General features: G+C 40.6%; 14 protein-coding genes. 12 read left to right on the forward strand and 2 right to left on the reverse strand.

The genetic code is table 11. The features are described from left to right. The first annotated feature begins 31 nt into the window (after positions 1-31). The 4 genes from guaA to tnpA all read left to right on the forward strand — a co-directional run bounded on the left by guaA (position 32) and on the right by tnpA (position 4,033). On the forward strand, positions 32-1,564 hold the full coding sequence (gene guaA / locus BN7444_RS04220; protein WP_068456188.1) for a glutamine-hydrolyzing GMP synthase: 1,533 nt from the start codon (positions 32-34) through the stop codon (positions 1,562-1,564). Positions 1,565-1,914: 350 nt separating this feature from the next. Continuing rightward, positions 1,915-2,874, forward strand: coding sequence for a DUF4365 domain-containing protein (locus BN7444_RS04225; RefSeq protein ID WP_068456191.1), 960 nt, complete (start codon positions 1,915-1,917; stop codon positions 2,872-2,874). Between the two features lie 19 nt (positions 2,875-2,893). Then, positions 2,894-3,292, forward strand: a complete 399-nt coding sequence (locus BN7444_RS04230; protein WP_068456194.1) for a hypothetical protein — start codon at positions 2,894-2,896, stop codon at positions 3,290-3,292. A gap of 279 nt (positions 3,293-3,571) precedes the next feature. After that, a complete protein-coding gene (gene tnpA, locus BN7444_RS04235) occupies positions 3,572-4,033 on the forward strand; it encodes an IS200/IS605 family transposase (RefSeq protein WP_068456197.1) in 462 nt (153 codons plus the stop codon). Between the two features lie 150 nt (positions 4,034-4,183). Here the strand turns inward: tnpA and BN7444_RS09115 are convergent. Further along, positions 4,184-5,610, reverse strand: a protein-coding gene (locus tag BN7444_RS09115; RefSeq protein ID WP_417875469.1) for an IS3 family transposase whose coding sequence is annotated in 2 segments (ribosomal slippage) — positions 4,184-5,040 and positions 5,040-5,610 — 1,428 coding nt in all. Because the reading frame shifts where the segments join, the coding sequence is not laid out codon by codon here. Between the two features lie 145 nt (positions 5,611-5,755). Here BN7444_RS09115 and BN7444_RS04250 point away from each other — a divergent pair. The 5 genes from BN7444_RS04250 (at position 5,756) to BN7444_RS04270 (ending at position 11,918) form a co-directional block, all read left to right on the forward strand. Continuing rightward, complete coding sequence (locus BN7444_RS04250; protein WP_068456205.1) at positions 5,756-6,172, forward strand: sigma factor-like helix-turn-helix DNA-binding protein; 417 nt, start codon at positions 5,756-5,758, stop codon at positions 6,170-6,172. 100 nt (positions 6,173-6,272) lie between these two features. After that, on the forward strand, positions 6,273-9,176 hold the full coding sequence (locus BN7444_RS04255; protein ID WP_218016007.1) for a DEAD/DEAH box helicase: 2,904 nt from the start codon (positions 6,273-6,275) through the stop codon (positions 9,174-9,176). Between the two features lie 11 nt (positions 9,177-9,187). Beyond that, positions 9,188-9,397: a helix-turn-helix domain-containing protein gene (locus tag BN7444_RS04260; RefSeq protein WP_032840830.1), complete on the forward strand. Its 210-nt coding sequence runs from the start codon at positions 9,188-9,190 to the stop codon at positions 9,395-9,397. 477 nt (positions 9,398-9,874) lie between these two features. After that, complete coding sequence (locus tag BN7444_RS04265; protein WP_068456208.1) at positions 9,875-11,407, forward strand: type I restriction-modification system subunit M; 1,533 nt, start codon at positions 9,875-9,877, stop codon at positions 11,405-11,407. After that, a complete protein-coding gene (locus tag BN7444_RS04270; RefSeq protein WP_068456211.1) occupies positions 11,397-11,918 on the forward strand; it encodes a restriction endonuclease subunit S in 522 nt (173 codons plus the stop codon). The genes BN7444_RS04265 and BN7444_RS04270 overlap by 11 nt, the downstream gene beginning before the upstream one ends. On the opposite strand, the gene BN7444_RS09120 is transcribed toward BN7444_RS04270, so the two are convergent. Continuing rightward, positions 11,915-12,577 (reverse strand): restriction endonuclease subunit S, encoded by a 663-nt coding sequence (locus BN7444_RS09120; RefSeq protein ID WP_218016008.1) that lies wholly within the window; start codon positions 12,575-12,577, stop codon positions 11,915-11,917. The two genes, BN7444_RS04270 and BN7444_RS09120, sit on opposite strands and share 4 nt — an antisense overlap. Positions 12,578-12,656: 79 nt before the next feature. Between BN7444_RS09120 and xerA the strand changes: the two genes are divergently transcribed. The 3 genes from xerA (at position 12,657) to BN7444_RS04290 (ending at position 18,027) form a co-directional block, all read left to right on the forward strand. Continuing rightward, positions 12,657-13,640, forward strand: a complete 984-nt coding sequence (gene xerA / locus BN7444_RS04280; protein ID WP_068456217.1) for a site-specific tyrosine recombinase/integron integrase — start codon at positions 12,657-12,659, stop codon at positions 13,638-13,640. Between the two features lie 12 nt (positions 13,641-13,652). Beyond that, positions 13,653-14,792: a restriction endonuclease subunit S gene (locus tag BN7444_RS04285; protein ID WP_068456220.1), complete on the forward strand. Its 1,140-nt coding sequence runs from the start codon at positions 13,653-13,655 to the stop codon at positions 14,790-14,792. A gap of 88 nt (positions 14,793-14,880) precedes the next feature. Then, positions 14,881-18,027, forward strand: a complete 3,147-nt coding sequence (locus BN7444_RS04290; protein ID WP_068456223.1) for a type I restriction endonuclease subunit R — start codon at positions 14,881-14,883, stop codon at positions 18,025-18,027. Positions 18,028-18,039 lie beyond the last annotated feature (12 nt).

Here is an 18,039-nt window from a genome sequence, read left to right on the forward strand (position 1 = left end):
GCTATAATAAAAGCCGAATAGGAGGTTTTCCATGGAAAGAGAAAAAATACTGGTCATCGACTTCGGTGGTCAATACAATCAACTGATCACACGGCGCGTCCGCGAAAAAAACGTCTACGCGGAAGTGGTTCCCTACAAAAAAGCCCTGGACGCCATTAAAAAAGAAAAGCCCATCGGCCTCATCTTTACCGGCGGCCCCAACAGCGTCTACGACGCCAAAAGCCCGGACATCGATCCGGAAATATTAGACATGGGCCTGCCCATCTTGGGCATCTGCTACGGCATGCAGCTCATCGCCAAAAACCTGGGCGGCACCGTGACCAAATCCGACCACAGAGAATTCGGCAAGACCAAAACCATGGTCGACCCCGCATCCAAACTCTTCGACGGCCTGGACGTGGAACAAACCACCTGGATGAGCCACGTGGACTACGTCAAAGAACTGCCCCAAGGCTTCCGCACCGTGGCTTCTACCGACAGCTGCCCCGTGGCCGCCATGGAAAACAAAGAAAAAAACATCTACGCCATCCAATTCCACGGCGAGGTCAATCACACCGAACATGGACACGAAATCATCGACAACTTCCTGAAAAAAGTATGTCACGCCAAGGGCGACTGGAACATGGACGACTTCGCCATCGAAGCCAAGCGCGCCATACAGGAAAAAGTCGGCGACAAAAAAGTCCTCCTCGCCCTCTCCGGCGGCGTGGACTCCTCCGTCTGCGCGAAACTCCTCGTCGATGCCATCGGCGAAAACCTGAGCTGCATCTTCGTCGACCACGGCCTCATGCGCAAAAACGAAGGCGACGAAGTGGAAGCCGCCTTTAAAGACACGGGCATGCACTTTATCCGTGTCGATGCCAAAGACCGCTTCCTCAAACGCTTAGAAGGCGTCACCGAGCCCGAACAAAAACGAAAAATCATCGGCGAAGAATTCATCCGCGTCTTCGAAGACGAAGGCAGAAAAATCGGCGCCGTGGACTTTTTGGCCCAAGGCACCATCTACCCCGACGTCATCGAAAGCGGCGCGGGCGATGCCGCCGTCATCAAAAGCCACCACAACGTCGGCGGGCTTCCCTCCGTCGTCGACTTCAAAGACCTCATCGAGCCCTTGCGCGATCTCTTTAAAGACGAAGTCAGAAAACTGGGTGAGGCCATCGGTCTCGATCCCAAACTCGTTTGGCGCCAACCCTTCCCGGGACCCGGCCTAGCCATTCGCGTCATGGGCGAAATCACCGAAGAAAAACTCGACATCTTAAGAGAAGCCGACTACATCTTCCGCGACGAAATCGCCAAAGCCGGCATGGACCGCGACATCAACCAATACTTCGCTGTCCTCACCAACAATAGGAGCGTCGGCGTCATGGGCGACTTCAGAACCTACGACTACACCCTGGCCCTACGCGCCGTCACCACTTCCGACTTCATGACCGCCGACTGGGCCCGCATCCCCTACGAGGTACTGGACAAAGTCAGCGTGAGAGTCGTCAACGAAGTGGAACACATCAACCGCATCGTGTATGATATTACATCGAAACCCCCGGCAACGATTGAATGGGAATAACAGAAACAAATATAATACTGCCACAAACCCTTGAAAACAGTGGGTTTTAGCGATTTATGGAAATAAAAAATTCCTGAGTGATACTATTTTGATACTAAAAAGTTGAAATAGTAGGTTCAAAAGGTAGTTGTTGAATTAAGCGAGCTCTACGAGCGATATTTTTTGACCGAAGGGCAATAATGTAGGAGATCATAGAAAGCCTTCCATCATTTTGGTGGGGAGGCTTTTGTGGATTTAGTATAAGTCAATAAAAGCGAAGCTCTGAATTTCTAATGCCGGTGAAATCTTACTATTCTTAAAACTATTTATATATTGATAATTACCTAATAACATAAAAAGGAGGTGTTTTTATGGCGAATACAATTGAACGCATAGGGATTCATCATTGTGCTGAAATTGCTGTACGCAATAAATGGATATTTAGAGAACAACCAGTTGATGATATCGGCATTGATGCTCATATGGAATTTGTTGACGAGTCTGGCAAGAACAGACAACTTTTAGCATTGCAAATTAAATCAGGCTCCAGTTGGTTTAGGGATAAAAAAGATGATTATATAGTTTTTAGAGATATAAATGATAGACAATATAATTATTGGACTACAAATTCCTTACCGTGCATTGTAGTTTTATATAATCCAGATGATGATATGTGCATTTGGCAGAAATTAACTGATAAAACTATTGAAAGAACAAAAGGAGGTAGAGGTAAGGGCTTTTTTGTTAAAGTTCCTACTGCTCAGTCATTTTTAAATCATTCATCAAATGAAAAACTTCTTTCTTTTACCAACCTACCAAAACATGTTTTAAATTATAACTTTTTGTTATCTCAAAAGAAATTCATCCAGATTATTAAAGATGGAGGAACAGTTAAACTTCATTCAACAGAATGGATAAACAAGAGCAGTGGCAAAGGAAAGACAGAATTGATTGTTGATGATGGAGAAAATGAAAAGAGATATTCATATCCATATTATTTTCCTTTTACCCCTTACACTGAAGTTTTTCCTAAGTTGTTCCCTTGGGCAGATTTTGAAGCTGATGAAGATTTTTATATGGAAAAAGACGAATCATTGTGGCGTGAATATCATTGTTATTATGATAAAGAAGATGAAGAATTGCTTATTGTTGGAGATTCATTTGAAGAATTTCGAAAAAAATTAAATCCTATGCGTAGCATTGACTATTCAGGAGAAGTAGCTGAATATATGTTGACTTTAAGTATAAATGAGTTGGGCAGATCATTTTTAACCATAGATGAGTATATATCAAAAGAACAACCCTATACAAAGGCAGTACCAGAAGAATAATAATATTGCGGAGAGAAATATGAAAAAAATTAATCTTAGTGACAGCATAGAAAACGAAATGTCGGTCGATGGATACAGACTTGATCCTACTGAGAAGTATGTAATTAATTTTTTAGAAGAAATAGAATTTCAACAATCAATTATGATGTCCTTTAACATAATGGGTTATCCTCCTGCACTTAAAAATTATCATGCATGGTTATTTGAAAATGGATTCAGTGTGGAAGACCCAAATCCAACGAACGAATTGGTGGCTAAATATTATGGTGTTAAACCACTTTGGAAAACTGATTATTCCCAAGGTATCGTTGTAAAGGATGAGAATGATAGTGATTATTTTATTGTCATGGAGTGCAGCAATAAGAATAAAGGATATAAACATACAATAGTAATACTTACTTTAGGAGGATGCATGTGAATCCTTGTAAATATGATAAAGCAATAATTCAATGAAGGTGTAATACAATAAAAATAAAGCACATGACTTTAAGACCAAAAAATCTTTAGAGTGACCCCATAAAGTTGGACTTAATCGAGTAAGCATTTCGCTTGCTCGATTTTGTTGTGCGCTTTAGCATGAATAAACCACCAGCTATGCTGGTGGTAGGCATAAAAAGCTTTAGCTTCAAGTAAAAAAAGAACCTCCTATGATAAAATTATTGTGTTATCGGCAATAAAATATCAAGGAGGTATCCATATGGATAAGAACAGCTTAGCACATACAAGTTGGAATTGTAAGTATCATATCGTGTTTGCGCCAAAATATAGGCGGCAGGTTATATACGGGAAATTGAAACAAGACATAGGAAAAACATTAAGAGACCTATGCGAGAGAAAAGGAATAAATATAATCGAAGCGGAATGTTGTCCGGATCATATACATATGCTGGTGGAAATTCCACCGAAATATAGTGTGTGTCAAATCATGGGATACTTAAAAGAGAAAAGTAGCTTAATCATTTTTGATAGACACGCAAATCTGAAGTACAAATATGGAAATAGGCATTTCTGGTGTAGAGGATACTACGTCGATACTGCGGGAAAAAATGCGAAAAAAATTCAAGAATACATCAAAAACCAATTGGAAGAAGATTATATGGCGGATCAGATAAGCATGAAGGAATTCATCGATCCGTTTACTGGTCAGCAGGTCAAATAAAGTATGAGAACAGGCGCTTTAGCGCCAACTGGGGAATTGTTGCAAGAGGAAGAAATTCAGAGCACGAGAGTGCTGCCGGTAACAGCCCCTTATAGGGGAATAACAAACCACCGGCTAAGCCGGTGGTTCTGATTTTACATACCATTCGTTCTATGCAGATTCCATTCGTTCACGGTATTGCTTCGGACTCAAGCCTCCTAACTTTTCTTTGATCCGATCGTTGTTGTAGTAGCGGATGAAACGTTCGATGGAACGCACGAGTTCTTGTCGGCTTCGATAGACGTAACCGTCGTAGATTTCTCTTTTCAGTACACTGAAGAAGTTCTCCATGGGTGCGTTGTCGTAGCAGTTTCCTTTTCTGGACATGCTTTGGAAGATGTGGTGTTCTTCTAACATGGCTTGATAGGCGGTCATTTGGTAGCCCCACCCGCGATCGGAGTGGAAGGTACGTCGGTAGGGACAGGTGTTGGTTCGCTCGATGGCTTCTTCTAAGCCCCGTAGCATGGTGACGCCGTTGGGCTGATCGGAAAGGACGTAACTGATGATTTCCAGATTGTACATGTCCATGTACGGATCGAGGTAGAGTTTCTTTGTTTGAAGTTTCCCTGCTTGATCTTCTTCGTAGTATTTGAATTCTGTGGTGTCGGTGGTAATTTTTTGATATGGGATACAAGTGTTGAAGCGTCGGTTAATTCGGTTCTTCTTAATTTTGCCGACGACGCCTTTGTAGGAGTTGTACTTCTTGTATTTCCTGCCATAGGCACGGACTTGGAGTCCCATGATCTGAACCAGTCGTTGAACTTTCTTTTTGTTTACCGCCCAGCCCCGGTTCTTCAGCTCCAAATGGATCCTTCGGTAGCCGTAGTCTTTGTGTTCGCGCCGAATGGCCAAGATTTCGTCTTTTAACGCTTGGTCCTTATCTTCTTCGCTCCACTTTTTTTGCCAATACATGAAGGTGGATTTGGGAAAGTTGATGGCGGCAAGAATCTTGGTTAGTTGGTATTTTTCTCGGAGTTTGGCGACGATCCTCGCCTTTTTCTCATTTTTTCTTCCCTCACCAAACTCCTTAGCTCCTCCAGGTATAGCTTTTGAATGGTGAGTTTCCGGTTCTCCGCCTCTAATTCTTTGATGCGTTTTTCCAATGCCTCACGCGAGGATGCATCAAGGGGCGCCTTCTTAGTTGCAGACTTTGATGTTTGATTAAGGTCGTCTTTCTTTGTCACAGGTCTCCCTCGCTTATGTGGTTGCAGCCCCTCTATGCCCTCCTCTCGGTACTGCCTGCGCCAGTTGGCGATGATGGATGGATTCGTTAAGCCGAGTTCAAGGGCCAATTGTTGGTAGCTGTATTCGCTCGTTTCGTAGCGTGTAATGGCTTCTAACTTAAACTCTACACTGTACTCACGTTTATTTCTAGAGCGCATTAAACCTTCATCGCCAAAATGTTTGTAATTGTTGACCCAGCGTCTGATCTGCGATTCGCCAATTTGATATTTATCTTCTAAGATGGGATAGCTTGACTCTCCGAACAGGTATTCTTCGACGATTTTCCTTTTTAATTCATAACTGTATTTTGCCATTAAAAGACCCCCAAAGGTTGGATTTCTTGGTCCAACTTTTGGGGGTCAGTGCAAAGTTAAGAGGACTTTTTACGCCAAAGTGTAGAAGTCCTCCTTTTTTATTCTCAAAAAGCAAAACAGAGAACAGGAAAAGGAGGATAACACGATGGATAAGAAAGAATATTACCTTTATGTAAAAGGAAAAGCAGTACCTGTAAGTGAAGAAATCTACAAAGCATACTGGAAGATAACAGAGCATGAAAAGTATCTTCAAAGAAAAGATTGGAAGCATAATATTATATCATTTTCATCATTGGATCATGACGGACATTTTGTAGACAACATCATAGATGAAAAAATGGACTTAGAAAAAATTATAGAACTAAAAATGCAAATTGAAGAACTTTATAGAGTCATAAATACTCTCACAAAAGAAGAACAAGAGTTAATGGAAGCCATCTTTTACAGAGAAGAAACTCTAAGGTCAATCGGTAAAAAAGAAAAAGTAAGTTATCAAGCAATCGGAAAAAGGAGGGATAAGACTTTAGAGAAACTAAGAGAGCTATTGAAAGATAAAATCTAAAAACTTGGAAAGGTTAAGTGTCAAAAAAGGTGCTTAACCTTTCTAAATATATACGAGTTCGGGAAAAGAGAATATATTATTTGAAAAAGAGTATTTAGTATTGTATAATAAAATAAAATATTTGGAGGTGATTATAATCAGTTATTTTAGCGATTTATATGAAAATTTAAGATTTCCAATTGCAGAAGGGAAAGAGGCGGGACTTCGAAATGCTCAAATAGGAGCAATACATGCGGTTGCTTCTTATGCAACACTTAATTCAAAAGATTCAGCTGTTATTGTTATGCCCACAGGCTCTGGGAAAACGACAGTTGTTATGATGGCACCATATATTTTAAAAAAAGCAAAGGTCTTAATTGTTACTCCTAGTGCTATGGTTAGGGGGCAAATTGCAAACGACTACGCAAGTTTAAGAACGTTAAAATATGTTGGAGTGTTTTCAAAAGATACTAATGCTCCAAACATATATGAAGCTAAGCATCTGTATAGTATAGACGTAGATGATGACATTTTAAATGCTGATGTAGTGGTAGCTACTCATCAGGTGGCTGCATCAATTTCGGAGGCGCAGATAAAAAATGTTTTTGACTATATTATTATTGATGAAGCGCATCATGTTCCTGCTCCAACATGGCAACGAATATTAAAAAATATGATAAATGTTCCATCTTTACTTGTTACAGCCACTCCTTTTAGATTGGATAAAAAAGAAATAAAAGGGAAGACAGTTTATAATTATCCACTATCTAGAGCATATAAGGACGGAATATTTGGCGAAATAATGTTTAATCCAATAGAGGAAGGGACTGAAAAGGATAAAAGAATTGCTTTAGAGGCAGAAAGAATTCTACTGAATGATAGAGAAAGTGGATATGATCATTTTTTGATGGTAAGAACTGATACTAAAGATAAAGCAAAAGAATTAGAAAAGCTATATGAAAATATTACAAAATTAAAACTGAAACGAATTGATAGTGCGATGTCTACAAGAACTGTTGAAAAAACCATAATGTTACTTAAGAAAAAAGAACTTGATGGTGTGATTTGTGTAGATATGTTGGGCGAAGGATTCGATTTTCCTAATTTAAAAATTGCGGCAATACATGAACCACATAAATCTCTTGCTAGTACTCTCCAATTCATCGGTCGTTTTGCAAGAACTAATGCTGAAAAAATAGGTACCGCAAAGTTTATTGCTATGAATGATGATAACCTTAAAATTGAAAATCACAAATTATATTCAAGTGATGCTGCATGGCAGGATATGATAATAAGTATGTCGGAAGAAAAAATAGAGGGAGATTTAGAAGCTAATGAAGTTTTGAATCATTTTACAAAACCTGAAGAACAGGATGAATCGATATCTCTGAATAATATTCGACCTAATTGCCATGCAAAAGTATATAAAGTTTCAAATTTCGATATATATGGAAGTTTTCCAGAAGAATTAAAAGTTGGAGAAAATATATATAGGAGTGAAGAAACGAATTCTATCGTAGGAATCTCAAAGATAAGTAGTACGCCATTATGGTTAGCTGGAGATAGTGTATTAAATAATGAGTTTGGCTTATATATTGTCCATTACCAACCAATGACCAAGTTGCTGTTTATATATTCACAAAATAAAACAGAAGCGGTGTATGAATCGATAGTAGAATCTTTTGTAGAAAATTATGATAAGATTCCAAGAGATGAAATGAATAGAGTGCTGGCAGAGTTTTCTGAGTATGAATTTTTCAACACTGGAATGCAGAATAGGTATTCAGAAAGTGGAGAATCTTATAGGATTTATGCTGGATCAAATACAGCTGCATCAATTGATGAAACAACAGGAAAAATGGTTTCTGCAGGGCATGCATTTTGTAAGGTTAAAAAAGATGGTTACGAAAGTACAATTGGTTACAGTAGTGGATCAAAATTTTGGAGTAGCTCTTACTTTACTATTCCTGAATATATTAAGTGGTGTGATTTATTCGGAGAAAAAATTTCTAACGATAAATTAAAAGTAAAAACAAATACAAATTATGATAAGTTACCAATCCCCGTTAGGATTGTAGAATATGAAAGTGATATATTGTTTTGCTTCTTGGATAAGAAATCGTATATATCTCCTTGTACTATAGCATATAGAGGCAATCTGGATGAAAAAGCATTGATTACAGATGTTATATTTAAAATTATAGAGGTAAATAATAATATCATCAAATTTAAAGTTGAGCTATTTGATAAATGTGAAGTTATAAACTGTGATCTAATGGGAAACTATAGCTCAGAAAAGAAAGAGTTTATTTGTAAAAATGGAAAAGAAGAATATTCTTTGGCAGAATATTTTTCTAATAATCCTCTTTCTTTTAAGACGGCGAATGATACTGTTTATTGTGGACAAGAAGTCTTAAAAGGGAATTTAGAATTGGAAAAATATGATTCAAAACGAATTTGTGCTTTGAAATGGGATGATATGAAGGTCGATACAAGTTTAGAATGTGGAACTGGAACTGGTGGAATGATTTCTATTCAAGATGGACTTAGAAATTACTTAGAAAAAGAATCCGAGTTTTCACATATCATATTTGATCATGGAACAGGTGAAATTGCGGACTTTATTACTATTGAAGAAAATGGAAATTTCATTTATGTGGAAATGTACCATTGTAAAGCAAAGAAAGGAAGAGAATATAATTCGTCAGTAGGGGATGTGTATGAAGTAACTCAGCAGGCGATAAAAAGTACTATTTGGGTTTCCTCTAAGGCGATGCTTCTTAAGAAAATTAATGATAGGGTATCAAGGGCAAGTAGTGAGAAATTTATTAGGGGAGAATTTAAAACCTTAAAAAAAATATTGCAAGGACCGAAAGTATTGCAAGTAAAAGTATATGTTGTACAACCTGCAATCAGTAAGTCTCTTCAAATTCCGGATAAAATTGGAACTATACTTTCTGCTGCAACAGCATTTATAAAAAATACGGGTAAAGTCCAAGAATTATTGGTAATTGGAAGCGAGTAAAGGAGATGAAAATGAGAAAGTTTTCATATAAAAATTTGTTTAAAAAACTAATTGATTTAGACATGACAAACAATGAACTTATGGAAAAGGCAAATGTGAGTAAAAGTACATTCTATAAAATAAAGAATGGGCAAAATGTAACTACAGATGTTTTACTTAGGATTTGTAATACATTAGACTGTGATATTTCAGAAATTGTAGAATGTGAAAAAGTTATATGATATACAGAGTATATGCATCATAAATAAATTATTAGTTTTAGTGCAGAATAATAGTACCACTCTTGATACTGTTTTGATACTATAAAACTCTAAAACCACAAAAAATGGGTATAAAAATAGCCGAAAACAGAAACTGAAAAGATACTAATATAGAATTAAAGAAACAAATATGCTATGGTAATTATTGAATGGGAATAAGGGGAGAGAAGAAAACAGACCGGCCAATCCAATTGGACTTAATCGAGTAAGCATATAGCTTGCTCGATTTTTTATGTGTCATACTTTTTAAACGGTGTCACATTTTTATAAACTAAGATAGCTCTATTGCCGTAACATGAAGCGAAAACATTGAATAAAATATGTTTAGATCGGAAACATGATATAATTTGATAAGAATCGGAAAAGATTGCGAAGTCGATACATATTCAAGACACAAACGAAAGAAACGACGGAAAACGGAGAGGACGGAGAGTGAGAATGGCCGAAAAAAACAACGCGAAAATTGGCTTTGAAAAACAAATCTGGGATGCGGCATGCGTTCTTTGGGGACACATTCCTGCGGCGGAGTATAGGAAGGTAATCGTCGGACTGATCTTCCTCCGCTATATTTCCAGCGCCTTTGAAAAGCGCTACGAAGAACTTGTAAAAGAAGACGACGGCTTTGAAGACGACCGAGACGCTTATGTGGCGGAAAATATATTCTTTGTGCCGGAAGAGGCCCGTTGGAACAAGATTGCCTCCGCCGCCCACACACCTGAAATTGGCACAATCATCGATAACGCCATGCGAGCCATAGAAAAAGAAAACGCGAGCTTAAAAAACGTCTTGCCTAAAAACTATGCCAGCCCCGATTTAGATAAGAGAGTACTGGGAGAAGTCGTCGATCTATTTACGAACGAAGTTAAAATGGACGGCATGGAGGCAAGCAAAGACTTACTAGGCAGGACCTATGAATATTGCATCGCCCAATTTGCGGCCTATGAAGGCACGAAAGGCGGCGAATTTTATACGCCGTCGAGCATAGTAAAAACCATTGTCGCTATATTAAAGCCCTTCGACAACTGCCGTGTTTATGACCCCTGCTGCGGCAGTGGCGGTATGTTCGTCCAAAGCGAAAAATTTGTACAGGCCCACAGCGGGAATCGAGGAAACATTTCTGTTTACGGGCAGGAATCCAATGCGGATACGTGGAAGATGGCAAAAATGAACATGGCCATCAGAGGAATCGACGCAAACCTGGGATCCTATCAGGCCGATACATTTTTTAACGATCTGCACAAAACCTTGAAATCGGATTTCATTATGGCCAATCCGCCCTTTAATCTTAAAAACTGGGGAGCGGATAAATTAAAAGACGATGTACGTTGGAAATACGGAACCCCGCCGGCGGGAAATGCAAACTACGCATGGATACAACACATGATCCATCACTTGGCACCCAACGGAAAAATAGGTTTAGTCCTTGCCAATGGCGCGCTGTCTTCCCAAACATCCGGCGAAGGCGATATAAGAAAAAAGATTATCGAAGACGATCTCGTCGAAGGGATCGTAGCCCTGCCGACACAACTCTTTTACAGCGTCACCATTCCCGTCACCTTGTGGTTTATTACGAAAAATAAAAAGCAAAAAGGCAAGACACTGTTTATCGATGCGAGAAAAATGGGCTACATGGTCGACCGCAAACACAGAGATTTTACGGAAGGCATGCAGGAAGACGGCAGCCTCGGCGATATCGATCTACTGGCGAAGACTTTTGAAGATTTTCAAAACGGGACACTGGAAGAGAAAAAAGGCTTCTCGGCCATAGCCACGATAGAAGACATCGCGAAGCAAGACTACATTTTAACCCCGGGCCGCTACGTAGGGATAGAAGAAGTGGAAGACGACGGCGAGCCCTTTGAAGAAAAGATGAAGCGATTAACCTCAGAGCTCTCAGAAATGTTTGAAAAGTCCCACGAACTGGAAGAAGAGATAAGAAAGAATCTGGGGGCGATTGGTTATGAAGTGTAGGCTTGAAGAAATTGTAGATTTCAATCCACGCGAATCATTACAAAAGGGGAAAATGGCTAAAAAAGTTGGAATGGATAAACTCCAACCCTTTTGTAGAGACATAATGTCATACGAAGAAAAACCATTTACAGGTGGAACTAAATTCCGCAATGGTGACACTATTATGGCAAGAATAACCCCGTGCCTGGAAAACGGAAAAATTGCGAAGGTTAATTTTCTTGATGAAGATGAAATTGGATTCGGATCTACTGAATATATTGTTTTCCGTGCAAAAGAAGGAGTCGACGAAGATTATCTGTACTACTTAGTAAGTAGCCCGATCGTAAGAGAACCGGCAATTAAATCAATGGTTGGTTCATCTGGCAGACAACGAGTTCAAGCAGGTGTAGTAAAGAATTTAACAGTTGAGATTCCCTCTATAAGAGAGCAAAAAGTAATAGGCAAAAAGTTACGAGATTTGGATGATAAAATAAAACTCAACAATGCGATAAACAATAATTTAGCGGCTTAGATGTCGATGGCAGATACATCGAGTTCACCTGACATAAGTTTTGGTAAGAGCGTATCCCTTAAGTCAGCCAAATAGTTATTTTCATTTTTTAAATTCCGAATTTGAGAAAAAATAGGCTGTATTAAATCGTCAAATGAGCTCAAGACATCCTTGCTTGGTATAATTACAGGTATCTTCTTTAAGTTTTGTTGGCTAATCTTTTGTTGAACGGCTCCGGTAACTACTGATTTAATATTTGTTAGACTGAAAAACAGATATAAATTTTCAACAGAAAAACCCTCTTTCCCAGTTATAACGTGAGCATGATTATTAACCCAAAATTTTCCATAAACGTATTGAAGAATTGGGAAGCCTAAATTATCAACAACGGTGCCATCTTCACCGAGTAAAAGATAAATACCTTCAAAAATATAATCGTTGACATAGTCCATCATTGATGTAGCGCCATAGTAAGGGTATATTTTTTCCATTTTATCTCTTTCTACACTGGAGAGAGGGACTCGCTTAGAGTCGTGGAATTGAATAATATCGTTGACTGTGCCCATATGCCAGTCAGCAGGAAGGGTGCCATTGGTTGAAAATGGAGAAAAATCAAAAAACCAATCTTTATAGAGAGATTTTGCTAGCTCTTCTAAATTATTGTTTATAAGCCATTTCAAAACACTCGTGGGTGGCGAGGATTTATGACGGGGACCACCACCCCATCGTCGTTCTCCGGGAAATAAAGGAGAATGAACGATGAAAGAAGATTTCATAAGAGATATTATTCAGGAAATGCTGCCCTATTTGAACAATGGGCAAAGTGAAAAGTTACAAGAGGTGCTGCAATACACCCTTGCAAATTACGAGCTCATAGAGGATCAACGGCGAGAGAGCCATTCGGAGCAGAACTATGTAGGGCTGTTTTTGTCCGCAAAGCATATCGAGGGCTGTTCCGAGAAATCGCTTAAATACTATAAGGCAACCATCGAGGCCATGTTGGGCGAATTGAATAAAGACGTTAAACACATTGTGACAGACGACATCAGAGGCTATCTGAGAGATTATCAGTATAAAAAGAAATCGAGCAAGGTGACCATCGACAATATCCGCCGCATTCTTTCCAGCTTCTTTTCGTGGCTGGAGGATGAGGATTATATACTGAAAAGTCCGGTGCGGCGCATACATAAGGTCAAGACAGGAACAAATATTAAAGAGACTTATTCCGATGAAACATTGGAACTTATGCGGGATAGTTGTACGGCGCTCCGCGACTTGGCGATGATCGATATGCTCGCCTCGACAGGGATGCGCGTAGGCGAGATGGTGCTATTAAATCGAAACGACATCGACTTCAACGAAAGGGAATGTGTCGTCTTCGGCAAAGGTAGCAAGGAACGGGTGGTGTATTTCGATGCCCGTACGAAAATTCACTTGCAAAATTACTTGGCTAGCAGAACGGACGACGATCCGGCCCTTTTTGTGTCGCTGAAATCGCCTCACAGAAGATTGAAAATAGGCGGTGTCGAAGTGCGCCTTCGCGAACTGGGAAGAAGGCTGGGGCTTAACAAGGTACACCCCCACAAATTCAGGCGCACCCTGGCCACCATGGCCATCGATAAGGGCATGCCCATTGAGCAGTTGCAGCAGCTTTTGGGGCACAGAAGGATAGATACGACTTTACAATATGCCATGGTGAAGCAGAGCAATGTAAAGTTGGCTCATAGAAAGTATATTGGGTAGGAAGGACAAATAATGACTGAATGGATGGAGTGCAAAATATCAGACATCGGAACGGTTGTTGGTGGCGCAACACCTTCGACAAAGAGGCCGGAGAATTATGATGGTGGAACAATAGCATGGATAACACCAAAGGACTTATCGACATTTAGGGGAAGATACATAGAGCGAGGAGAAAGGAATATTACTCAAAAAGGGCTTAAAAGTTGTTCTACACAGCTATTGCCGGAGAACACAGTTTTGTTTTCTTCCAGGGCCCCAATTGGCTATGTAGCCATTGCTGCAAATGAAGTGTGTACCAATCAAGGATTCAAGAGCGTTATGCCAAATGAAAACATTGACCCAATCTTTTTGTATTATTTGCTTAAATATAACAAAGAAAAAATAGAAGCTATGGGAAGCGGAACAACATTTAAAGAAGTATCGGGCAATACGATGAAGAATATCATTGTTTCTATTCCGAAAGACAAGAAAACACAAGAGAAGATAGCCTTGGTTCTTGGATCACTGGACGATAAAATCGAGAAAAATGAGAGTATAAACAATAATTTAGAAGAGCAAGCAATGGCGATTTTTAAATCTTGGTTTATAGATTTCGAGCCGTATAATGGAAATATTCCGCCTGATTGGAAGGAATATAAGCTTAGTGAGTTCCTACCCGTAATAACCGGCAAAAAAAATGCAAATGTCTCTTCAAGCAGTGGTCTGTACCCGTTTTTCAGCTGCTCTCAAGATATTTCTTGGACGGATGACTATTCATTTGAAGGGAGTGCAATCCTTGTCGCTGGAAACGGCGATTTTAACGCAAAATTTTATAATGGGAAATTTGAGGCTTATCAGCGAACTTATGTCTTAATTCCACACAATGAAAAATACTCTGCATGGCTGTATTATGCAATTAAGCATAATCTTAATAAAATTACGTTAGCCGCCCGCGGATCGGTCATTAAGTTTATTACGAAAGGAAACCTCGAAAACTTTTCGTTTTATGCCCCAAGAGATCTTGAAGATTTTCATATCATTGACTATTTTAACGCAGTCAATAATCACATCGCTTCGATCCGAGAAGAAAACATTAGACTTTCCGAGTTAAGAGACGCACTCTTACCAAAGCTAATGTCTGGCGAAATCAATGTTTCCGATATTGAGGTTTAAGCCACTAAATTATTGTTTATATTAACCCCTGTCATAATAGCAAAAGAAGATTTAAAATAGATTTAGAAAGGCGAAAGGAGAATCCATCATGTCATTTACTTTCATAGAAGCGGATTACGAAAATTCAATCATTGAATTATTTCAAAATGAATTAGGCTATGAGCACGTCTATGGTCCTGACATTGAAAGGGATTTTGACAGCCCTCTTTATGAGGAGATCTTAGTGGATTCTCTGCATCGTTTAAATGGCGACTTGCCGGAGGCCGCTATTCAAGATGCCTTGTTCAAACTTAAAAATTTTGAAATTGGGGAATTGGCCCATAAAAATGCTGTTTTTATGGAGTATCTGCAAAACGGTATTCCGGTGAGCTTTTTTGTAAAGGGCGAGGAACGTTCTTCCATTGTCTATCTTGTGGACTATAAAAACGTCGACAACAATTCCTTTATCGTCGCTAATCAGTGGACTTTTATCGAGAACAGCGAAAAGCGACCGGATATTATTCTTTTTTTAAACGGCTTGCCCGTTGTATTGGTTGAACTGAAGTCGCCCTCTAGGGAAGAGACAGATGTGTCCGAAGCCTATCGGCAGTTGCGCAACTATATGCAGGAAATTCCGTCGATGTTTGTTTACAATGCCATCTGTGTCATGAGCGACCACCTGACCTCCAAGGCCGGCACCATTACCTCCGGCGAAGATCGATTTATGGAATGGAAGACCAAAGACGGGAGCTACGAAAACACACAGTACGCGCAGTTCGATACTTTCTTCGAAGGCTTATTTCAAAAGGAGCGCCTCCTCGACATCATCAAGAACTTTATTTGTTTTTCAAATGAGGGATTGGACTCGTTTAAAATTCTCGCCGGATACCATCAGTATTTTGCGGTGAGAAAGGCCATCGAGTCGACGAAAAGAGCCACAGTCACCGACGGCAAGGGCGGCGTTTTTTGGCATACACAAGGAAGCGGCAAATCTCTTTCCATGGTTTTTTATGCCCATCTGTTGCAGGAAGCTTTGGACAGCCCGACCATCGTCGTGCTCACGGACCGAAATGATTTGGACGATCAGCTTTACGGGCAATTTGCAAAGTGCAAGGACTTTTTGCGCCAGGAACCGGTTCAAGCCGAAAGCCGCAGCGATTTAAAATCTCTGCTCGCCGGTCGCCGGGCCAACGGCATTTTGTTTACGACGATGCAAAAGTTTGAGGAGTCTGACGAGCCCTTATCTGAGCGCCGCAATATTATTGTCATGGCGGATGAAGCTCACAGAGGCCAGTACGGATTGGCCGAAAAAATTAAGATATCGAAGAATGAAGATGGCGAGGATGTGGCGAAGCGCGTGGTAGGTACGGCGCGCGTGATTCGTAATGCACTTCCAAATGCTACATATATCGGTTTTACCGGTACACCGATTTCGTCGAAGGACCGCAGTACGCGGGAGGTCTTTGGCGACTACATCGACATTTACGACATGACCCAGGCCGTCGAAGACGGGGCGACGCGGCCGGTTTATTACGAGAGCCGCGTCATTAAATTAAATCTCGATCGCGCTACGCTACAGCTGATTGACGCGGAGTACGACCTCATGGCTCTGAATGCGGATGAGGAAGTCATTGAAAAGAGCAAGCGTGAGCTTGGGCGAATGGAAGCCGTGCTCGGAAATGACAACACGATCAATTCCCTTGTTACGGATATTCTTGACCATTACGAAAATAATCGCGAAGATTTGTTGACGGGCAAGGCGATGATCGTCGCTTATTCCCGACCGATTGCCATGAAAATTTATAAGCGAATTTTGGAACTGCGGCCGGATTGGACTGAAAAGGTCGGCGTCGTTATGACCTCCGGTAATAATGACCCGGAAGAATGGCGGCAAATTATCGGCAACAAACATCATAAGGAAGAACTTGCGAAGAAATTTAAGGATAACGACAGTCCCATGAAGATCGCCATAGTGGTGGATATGTGGTTGACGGGCTTTGATGTCCCGTCTCTTGCCACCATGTATGTCTACAAGCCGATGGCGGGCCATAATCTGATGCAGGCCATTGCTCGCGTCAATCGCGTGTTCCGCGACAAAGAGGGCGGCCTGGTTGTGGACTATGTCGGGATTGCCGGCGCGTTGAAGCGGGCGATGAATGACTATACGGCTCGCGACAAAAAGAACTATGGCGATCCCGATATAGCAACAGCAGCGTATCCGAAATTCTTGGAAAAATTGGCGGTATGTCGCGATAAATTCCACGGCTATGATTACTCGAAATTCCGTGAAGGCACGGATCTTGAAAGGGCAAAGACCATTAGCGGCGCCGTGAATTTCATAATGGACAGAGAAAAAATTGAGGACAAAGACTCTTTTGTAAAAGAAGCCCTTATGCTTCACCAGGCCCTTTCTCTGTGTTCGTCATTGGTCGAGGAAGAGGACAGATTTGAAGCAGCTTTCTTTGAAGCCGTTCGTGTGCTTGTCCTTCGGCTGAGCAATAACGGAGCCGGAGGCAAAATTTCGTTGCCGGAAGTCAATGCGAGAATAAATGAATTGTTGAAGCAAAGCATTAAGAGCGACGGCGTCATTAATCTTTTTTCGGATATTCGGGAGGAGTTTTCCTTATTTGATCCGAAATTTCTCGAAGAAGTCGCGAATATGAAAGAAAAAAATTTAGCTGTCGAACTGTTAAAAAAATTAATCGCAGAGCAGGTATCCATTTACCGAAGAACCAATGTGGTGAAGTCGGAGAAGTTCAGTGAGATTATGCAACGTTCTCTCAACGCGTATCTTAACGGGATGCTGACCAATGAAGAGGTCATCGCGGAAATGCTGAAGCTCGCCAAGCAGATTAAAGATGCACAAGAAGAAGGGGACAAGCTCGGGTTGACGGCGGATGAACTTGCCTTTTATGATGCCCTGACAAAGCCGGAAGCTATTAAAGATTTTTACGAAAACGACGAGCTGATCGCCATAACAAAAGAATTGACTGAGGCTCTTCGAAAAAACAAAACAATCGACTGGCAGAAACGAGAGTCGGCGAGAGCCAAAATGCGTATGCTCATCAAAAAGCTTTTGAAAAAGCATAAATATCCACCCGAAGGCATGGAAGATGCGGTTCAAACGGTTATGACGCAATGTGAGCTGTGGACCGATAATGTTAACTTCGAAGAGGACGGATATGTTTACTCATATAGAGATTATGCCGGTGAATCTATGCCGCTGGCAGCGGACGATGGAGTGAAATATAATTAATTCGTTTAATTT

Origin of the sequence: Peptoniphilus pacaensis (genome assembly GCF_900088125.1) — a bacterium.
Classification (GTDB): domain Bacteria; phylum Bacillota; class Clostridia; order Tissierellales; family Peptoniphilaceae; genus Aedoeadaptatus; species Aedoeadaptatus pacaensis.